Annotated in this window: 6 protein-coding genes; 5 read left to right on the forward strand and 1 reads right to left on the reverse strand. The window is 73.6% G+C overall.

Annotated elements, in window-relative coordinates; translation table 11 throughout:
• The first annotated feature begins 22 nt into the window (after nt 1–22).
• From ACFV6E_RS24095 to ACFV6E_RS24115, 5 genes are all read left to right on the forward strand, one after another.
• Complete coding sequence (locus ACFV6E_RS24095; protein WP_385162479.1) at nt 23–853, forward strand: ABC transporter ATP-binding protein; 831 nt, start codon at nt 23–25, stop codon at nt 851–853.
• Nucleotides 847–3,207: an FtsX-like permease family protein gene (locus ACFV6E_RS24100; RefSeq protein ID WP_385464463.1), complete on the forward strand. Its 2,361-nt coding sequence runs from the start codon at nt 847–849 to the stop codon at nt 3,205–3,207. Before ACFV6E_RS24095 ends, ACFV6E_RS24100 begins: the two co-directional genes overlap by 7 nt.
• Before the next feature lie 189 nt (nt 3,208–3,396).
• Nucleotides 3,397–4,023: a LysE family translocator gene (locus ACFV6E_RS24105; RefSeq protein WP_385162482.1), complete on the forward strand. Its 627-nt coding sequence runs from the start codon at nt 3,397–3,399 to the stop codon at nt 4,021–4,023.
• Between the two features lie 148 nt (nt 4,024–4,171).
• The gene (locus ACFV6E_RS24110; protein WP_385162484.1) at nt 4,172–4,918 is read left to right on the forward strand and encodes a Clp protease N-terminal domain-containing protein; all 747 of its coding nucleotides are present in this window, start codon (nt 4,172–4,174) and stop codon (nt 4,916–4,918) included.
• A gap of 77 nt (nt 4,919–4,995) precedes the next feature.
• Nucleotides 4,996–6,723 carry a bifunctional 3'-5' exonuclease/DNA polymerase gene (locus ACFV6E_RS24115; protein ID WP_385162485.1) on the forward strand — a complete coding sequence of 576 codons (1,728 nt, stop codon included), beginning with the start codon at nt 4,996–4,998 and terminating at the stop codon, nt 6,721–6,723.
• 337 nt (nt 6,724–7,060) lie between these two features.
• Here ACFV6E_RS24115 and ACFV6E_RS24120 read toward each other — a convergent pair whose 3' ends face one another.
• Nucleotides 7,061–7,954: a glycosyltransferase family 2 protein gene (locus ACFV6E_RS24120; protein ID WP_385162538.1), complete on the reverse strand. Its 894-nt coding sequence runs from the start codon at nt 7,952–7,954 to the stop codon at nt 7,061–7,063.
• Between the last annotated feature and the right edge of the window lie 281 nt (nt 7,955–8,235).

The following is an 8,235-nucleotide window of genomic DNA, read 5'->3' on the forward strand; positions in this document are numbered from 1 at the left end:
CGGCGGGCGGTTGGCTCGGGGCATGACGAACACAGCCGGCCCAACCGCCGTACGTATCCGCTCGCTGCGCCGCCATTACGGCGCCGTCGCCGCCCTGGACGGCGTCGATCTCGACTTCGCCACCGGGAGTTTCACCGCCGTGATGGGACCGTCGGGCTCGGGCAAATCGACCCTGCTCCAGTGTGCGGCGGGGCTCGACCGGCCCACCTCGGGCACGGTGACGGTGGCCGGTGTGGACCTGGCCGGGCTGAGCGAGCGCCGGCGGACGCTGCTGCGCCGCGAGCGCGTCGGCTTCGTCTTCCAGTCCTTCAACCTGCTGCCGTCCCTGACCGCCGCGCAGAACGTGGCCCTGCCGCTGCGGCTGGCCGGGCGGCGCCCGTCGCGCGGCACGGTGCGCGAGGCGCTGGACCGGGTGGGGCTCGCCGGGCGCGCCGGGCACCGGCCGTCGCAGTTGTCGGGCGGCCAGCAGCAGCGGGTCGCCCTCGCCCGGGCGCTGATCACCCGCCCCGACGTCCTCTTCGGCGACGAGCCGACGGGCGCCCTCGACACCACGACCGGCCGTGCGGTGCTGGCGCTGCTGCGTGAGCTGGTCGACCACGATGGGCGGACGACGGTCATGGTGACCCACGACCCGGTGGCCGCCTCGTACGCGGACCGGGTGGTCTTCCTGGTCGACGGCCGGGTGAGCGGCGAGCTGACGGCGCCCACGGCGGCCGGCGTCGCGGCGCGCATGACGGCGCTGGAGACGTCGGAGACGCCGGAGACATCGGAGATGTCGAAGATGTCGGGTATACCGGCGATGTCCGCGCCCGGCGTCCCCGCGGTGGCCGACCAGGAGGGTGCGCCGTGCTGACGCCGATCCTGGCCTCTCTCCGTACCCGCTGGGCGTCGCTGCTCGGGTCGTTCGTCGCGGTGGCGCTGGGCGTCGCGGTGATGACGGCGATGGGGCTCGGCCTCGCCGCGACGCTCGACGCTCCCGACCGCGCACCCCAGCGGTTCGCCGCCTCGCCGGTCGTGGTCATGGGCCGGAACACGCTCACCGTGGAGGTACGGCGCGGCCCGTCGACCGCGCACGTCACGAAGAAGCTGGCGCATCCACACCCTGTGGACAACGAACTCGTCGCGGCGCTGCGGAGATTGGGACCCGTACGGCTGGACGGTGCCGCGCGCGACGCGGTCGGGGTCGACGCACCCGCCACGGCCGTGCGCGAAGCCGTACGGAAGGCCGGGGAGGCCGGAGAGGGGGTGCGGGTGCTCACCGGGGGCGACCGGCGGCTGGCCGATCCGGACACGGAGCGCGACGCGGAGGCGCTGGTGGCGATCGACTCGCTGCTGGGGACCGCGGCCGGGGTCACCACCTTCGTCTCGGTCTTCGTGACGGCGTCGACGTTCGCCTTCGTGGTGGCGCTGCGGCGGCGGGAGTTCGGGCTGCTGCGGATGGCCGGGGCGACGCCGGGGCAGGTGCGCCGGATGCTGCTCGGGGAGGCGGCCGCGGTGGGCGCCGCCGCCTCGGCCACCGGCTGCGCACTCGGTGCGTGGGGCGCGCCCCGACTGGTGAACGCCCTGGTGGCGGGCGGGGTGGCACCATCCTGGTTCGCACGGTGGTTCACCGCGCACGGGACGCCGCACTGGCCGTACGGGGCGGCCTTCGCGACCGGGGTGCTGGTCGCCCTCGCGGGTGCGTGGACGGCGGCGCGCCGGGCCGCCCGCACCCGTCCCGCCGAGGCGCTGCGCGAGGCGGCCGTGGACACCGGCGTACTGCCGTGGTCGCGGCGCGCGCTGGGCTGCCTGCTGCTCGCGGGCGGACTCGGCCTGCTTACCTGGAAGCTCGGCTCCGCCCCCGCCGACCTGCTGAAACGCAAGACGTACACCACTCAGCCGATGCTCCTGATCACGGCGGTCGCGGCGCTGACCCCCGTACTGGTGCGGCCGCTGCTGCGGCTGGTCCGGCTGCCCGGGGCGAGCGGACTGCTGATCCGCGAGAACGCCCGCGCCTCGGTGCGCCGGACGTCCGCCGTGGCCGCTCCGGTCCTGGTCACCGTCGCACTGGCGGGCTCGTTCCTCGGGTCGGCGCAGACGGTCACCGACGCGCGGGCGCGCGAGGCACTCGACCGGACACGGGCCGACCTCGTCGTGACGGGCGACGGCTCGGGCGCCTTGCGGGTGCCGCGGATACCCGGCGCCACCGTGTCGGGCACGGCCTCCACGGCGGTGTTCGTACGGGAGGAGGGGAGCGCGCTCGTGCGTTCCGACGCGCGGGCGGTGACGGACGTGGCCGCGTTCGCCTCGCTGGCGCGGCTGCCCGTGGTGGCGGGCGACCTGCGCGACCTGGACGACCGTTCCATCGTGGTGAACGAGGAGTGGGAACGGCACGAGGTGGGCTCGCGGGTCGACGTCTGGCTCGGCGACGGCCGGCCCGCCCGGCTGCGGATCGCCGCGGTACTGGCACAGGGCACGGGCAACAACGGCGCGTACGTGACGACGGCGAACGCACCGGGAGCCGCGGTGGACCGCCTTGATGTGCGGGTGATGGACGGCGGGGACGGCGGGGACGGCGGGGACGGCGGGCATGGCGGGCATGGCGGGAGTGGCGGGAGTGGCGGGGATGGCGGACATGGCGGGCATGGCGGGCATGGGGGGCATGGCGGGCATGGCGGGGATGGCTCTGGTGGTGCGGCTCGGACGTCCGTGGCGAAAGCCGCCGTGGGAAAAGCCGCCATGGTGAGAGCCGCCCTGGTGGAAGCCCTGCGGGGGTCGGGCGGGCAGGTGCCGCAGATACGTACCCCGGCGGCCTGGTCGGCCGCGACCCACCCGCGCACCAGCCCGCAGACCCGGCTCGGACTCCTCGTCGTCCTGGGCATCGCCCTGGTGTACACCGGCATCGCGCTCGCGGGCACGCTGCTGATGGCGACCTCCGCGCGCGGCCCGGAGCTGCGCGCGCTGCGGCTGGCCGGGGCCACCCGGGGACAGGTGCTGCGGGTGGTCGCGGGCGAAGCGGCACTGGGCGTCCTCGCGGGAGCGGCCCTCGGCGCCGTCGTCACCGGTCTGAACCTCACCGCGCTACGGCTCGCCCTCGGCCGTCTCTCGGCGCCGTCCGGTGTGACCGTGCCGTGGGAGCTGGCGGGCGGATGCGTGGCGGCGTGCCTGGCGGTGGCGGTGACGGCGGCCGTGGCGGGAGCGTGGCGCCGGAGCGCGGCACCCGCGTAGGCCCCGCCTGCCCGTCCACCCCATCCGGCCACCACGCGCGCGTGGACCCCGTTCACCTGCCTGGCCGACCACGCGCGCGTAGACCCCATTCACCTGCCCGGCCGCACGTGCCTGGCCCGCCCCACCCGCCCGATCTCGCATCACGGAAACCGCTCGACGCCCCCTGACACGGGCGTCGAGCATGGCCCCATGGTCGACACATCCCTGTACGCGGCGTTCCTGGTCGCCGGTTTCGCGCTCTGCGTGACACCGGGCCCCGACATGATGTTCATAGTTGCCATGGGAGGACGGGGAGGGCCCACCACGGGCGTGATGGCCGCCCTGGGAGTGGCCTTCGCGATGCTGGTGCACGCGGTCGCCGCGATGCTGGGCCTCTCGGCGCTCTTCCACACGCTGCCGGCGCTGTACCACGTACTGCGCTGGGTGGGGGCGGCGTACCTGCTCTACCTGGCGGTGAAGGCGTTCCAGGACCGCGGGGCACTCGGGGACGCCGAGGGCGCCGTCGGTCCGGGCCGGCGGCGGGCCTTCTGGCAGGGCGCGGTGACCAACCTGCTCAACCCCAAGGTGATCCTCTTCAACATCGCCTTCCTCCCGCAGTTCGTGAACCCCCGACTGGGCCACGTGCCCGGCCAGTTCCTGGTCCTCGGCGGTTCGATGGTGGTCATGGGCTTCGCGGTCGACGGGTCGGTCGGCCTGCTCTCCGGGCGGCTGTCCCTGCTGCTGCGCCGCAGCAGGCGGGTGGCGAGGGGTCTGAACATCTTCAGCGGGACGGTGTTCACGGGGCTGGCGGTGCGCTTGGCGGCGGCGCCGAAGTAGGACGTACCCGGTGCGAAGTGGGACGTAACCGGTATGAAGTGGGACGTACCCGGTGCGAAGTGGGACGTACTCGGCGCGGGGATGAACGACAGGGAGTTGATGTCAACCTTGGGTTGACGCTCGCCGGGTGTCAACCTACGGTTGACGCATGACGACGAACCCACGCGAGGTGACGTCCGTACGCCTCGACGACCTCATCGAAGCCATCAAGAAGGTCCACACCGACGCACTCGACCAGCTCCAGGACGCGGTGATCGCCGCGGACCACCTGGGCGACGTGGCCGACCACCTGATCGGCCACTTCGTGGACCAGGCCCGTCGCTCGGGCGCGTCCTGGACGGACATCGGCAGGAGCATGGGGGTGACCCGGCAGGCGGCCCAGAAGCGGTTCGTGCCGAAGGGGCCCGGGGAGTCCTCCGACCTCGACCCCAGCCAGGGCTTCGGCCGCTACACCGCCAGGGCCAGGAGCGTGGTCATGGCCTCGCACAACGCCGCGAAGTCGGCGGGCAACCCCGAGTGCCTGCCCGAACACCTCGTCATCGGGCTCCTGGCCGAGCCCGACGCGTTCGCCGCGCGGGCGATCCTTGCGCAGGGCGTGACCCTGGAGGCCGTCCGCGAGGCCGCGACCGCCGCGCTCCCGGCGGCCGTCGAGGAGGTGCCCGAGCTGATCCCGTACGGGCCCGACGCCAAGAAGGCCCTGGAACTCACCTTCCGCGAGGCCCTGCGCCTCGGCCACAACTACATCGGCACCGAGCACATCCTGCTGGCCCTGCTGGAACACGAGAACGGCCAGGGCGTACTGAGCGGCCTCGGCATCGACAAGACGGCCGCCGAGACCCACATCACCAAGGCCCTCGCGATCATCCAGCAGCCACCGGCCCAGCAGACGGGCTGAGTGCGGAGACCACCGGACCACGATCCCGGAGTGCGCTGCTGAGGTGCGATGTCAGACCCTCCTGCGACACTCGCCGTATGACCGACCGGTGGGCGCTCGCTCCGGCCGAGGACGGCGGCGCGGAGGTCGCCGCCCTCGGCCCGGACGGGCTGCCCGCGGGCCCGGTGCACCGGGAGCCGGACCTCGCCGAGGCGGTGCGGACCCGCCCCGGCGTGGTGCGCTGGGTCTGGCGGTCGACGGCCGAGGTCTGTCCGCGCCTGCTCGCCACGGGGGTGCGAGTGGAGCGGTGCTACGACATCGAGGCCGCCGAGGCCCTGCTGCTCGGCCACGAGGGGCGCCTCGGCGAGCCCAGATCGGCGGCCGCCGCGCTGGCCAGACTCCGCGGCGGGCCCGTACCGCAGGACCCGCCGCAGCGTTCCGCCGAGCCCGGCTCCCAGTCGTCCCTGTTCGAACCGCACGCGAGCCGCCTCCCGCTGGCCGACCTGCTCGCGGTCTACGCGGAGCAGCAGCGCCGCCACGAGCGGTCGGCGCAGCCGGGACGCCTGCGGCTGCTGACGGCCGCCGAGTCGGCGGGGATGCTGGTGGCCGCGGAGATGAACCGCGCGGGGCTGCCGTGGCGGGCCGACGTCCACCGCGAGCTCCTGCACGACCTGCTCGGGGAGCGGTACGGGGGCGGGGGCGAGCCCAGACGCCTGGCCGAGCTGGCGGACGAGGTGTCGGCCGCGTTCGGCCACCGGGTGCGCCCCGACCTGCCGGCGGACGTGCTCAAGGCGTTCGCCCGGGCCGGTATCAAGCTCCGTTCGACCCGGCGCTGGGAGATCAAGGACGTCGACCACCCGGCCGTGAAACCGCTGCTCGAATACAAGAAGCTGTACCGGATCCGGGTGGCGCACGGCTGGTCCTGGCTCCAGGACTGGGTGCGCGACGGCCGCTTCCACCCGGAGTACCTGCCGGGCGGCACGGTCACGGGACGCTGGGTGACGAACGGCGGCGGCGCCCTGCAGATCCCGAAGGTGATCAGGCGCGCCGTGGTCGCCGATCCCGGCTGGCGGCTCGTCGTGGCGGACGCGGACCAGATGGAGCCGCGGGTGCTGGCGGCGATCTCCCGCGATCCGGGCCTGATGGAGGTCGCGGGCCGCGAGAGCGACCTGTACCAGTCGGTGTCGGACCGGGCGTTCGCCGGCGACCGCGACAAGGCCAAGCTCGCCGTCCTCGGCGCCGTGTACGGACAGACGTCCGGCGACGGCCTGAAGAACCTGGCCCTGCTGCGCCGCCGTTTCCCGCGCGCCGTCGCGTACGTGGACGACGCGGCGCGGGCGGGCGAGGAGGGCCGGCTGGTGCGCACCTGGCTGGGCCGCACGTGCCCACCGGCGGCGGGCTCCGCCGGGGCGGCACCGGAGGAGGCCGGCATACCGCAGTACGCCGGCGACACCGCGGAGTCCGGCGCCCCGGCCGACCAGGATGCCGGCCAGGGGGCCGACCAGCCCTGGGTCCCCGGTTACGCGTCCACCGACGCCCGCGCCCGGGGCCGCTTCGCACGGAACTTCGTCGTGCAGGGCAGCGCGGCCGACTGGGCCCTGCTGATGCTCGCCGCGCTCCGCCGCACGTGCGCGGAGCTCGCCGCCGAGCTGGTCTTCTTCCAGCACGACGAGGTGATCGTGCACTGCCCCGCCGAGGAGGCGGACACGGTGGTGACCGCGATCCGCGAGGCGGCCGCCCTCGCGGGCACCCTGACGTTCGGCGAGACCCCGGTCCGCTTCCCGTTCACGACGGCGGTGGTGGAGTGCTACGCGGACGCGAAGTGAGAAACCCACCGCGGACACGGCCGTGGACTTAATCCCGCGGCGACAGCCCCAGTTGCGGGGCCGTAGGTCCAATCGCACAGCCGTAGACCTGGTCGCGCGGCGATGGACCCAAGCACACGGCTATACCCCAGTAACACAGCTGTAGACCCAATTACACAGCTGTAGACCTAATTACACGGCCGTAGACCCAATCGCACAGCTGTAGACCTAATTACACGGCCGTAGACCCAATCGCACAGCCGTGGACCCGATCGCACGGCCGTGGACCCAATTGCACGGCCGTAGACCCGATCGCACGGCCGTGGACCCGATCGCGTACGTACTCGACCGGCCGCCGTCAGATGACCGGCGGACGTCCCAGCCGGGTGAGCCGCCACACGGTCCGCCACCGCATGGGCCGCCGCTCCCCGCCCGATGTGCGGAACCCTTCCACGAACCCGCCGAACCAGGCGCGCAGCCCGCCTGCGGAGCGGGTCCGGGCGAGCGTGACGAGCATCCAGATGCCCAGGTGGACGGGGATGAGCGGAAGCGGGAGCCGGCGCCGGACGAGCCAGACGCGGTTACGGGCGGTGACCCGGTGGTAGATGGCGTGCCGCGCCGGTGAAGTCTTGGGGTGCTGCAACAGCAGCCCGGGCTCGTACAGCACGGTCCACCCGGCGTCGGCGGCGCGCCAGGCGACGTCGGTCTCCTCGTGCGCGAAGAAGAACTCGGCGGGCCAGTCGCCGATCTCGTCGAGCATCCGCATGGAGAAGGCGTGCCCGCCGCCGAGGAACCCGGTGACGGGCCCGCCACGCATCGGATCGCGGGCGCCCACACGGGGCACGTGCCGCCGCTGGGTCTCACCGAGTTCGTCGGCGATCCGGAACCCGACGATGCCGAGCCGGGGATCGGCGGCGAAGAGCCGACCGACCTTGCGCAGCACGTCGGCGTCGACGAGGAGCCCGTCGTCGTCGAGCTCGACGACGACATCGACGTCCCCGAACTCCCGGAGCCTGGCCAGCGCCACGTTGCGCCCGCCCGGACAGCCGAGGTTCTCGTCCACCTCGATGGCGGTGACCTCCCCGGGCAGCCCGAGCCGCCCGGCGAAGTCGGGCAACGGACACCCGTTCCCCACGATGACGATGCGGACGGGCTCGACGTCCTGCTTGGCCACGGAGGCGAGCAGCGCGTCCACCTCGACGGGCCGGTTGCCCATGGTCACCACGGCCACGGCGATCCGCGGTTCTCCCACCAAGACACCCACCGCCCCATCCCCCCACCCACTCCGACAACTGCCCCCAGATGCTAGCCGTTCACCATCCGGTTCCCTGCTGTACGGCGTTGCTCCACATGTCGGGCGCGGGCACCCGGGCACGCGCCGCGTCGGGCCGCCGCCCCAGGGGGCCGTCCAGCCGATGACCGCCGATGCCTCGCGCTTCTAGGGAGTGTTTTCAATGTGCCGCTCATAGCCACTCGTTGATGGCCGCGACCAGCACGGTTGCCTCGTAGCGGACGGCGAGTTTGTCGTAGCGG

The organism is Streptomyces sp. NPDC059785, assembly GCF_042732375.1.
Classification (GTDB): domain Bacteria; phylum Actinomycetota; class Actinomycetes; order Streptomycetales; family Streptomycetaceae; genus Streptomyces.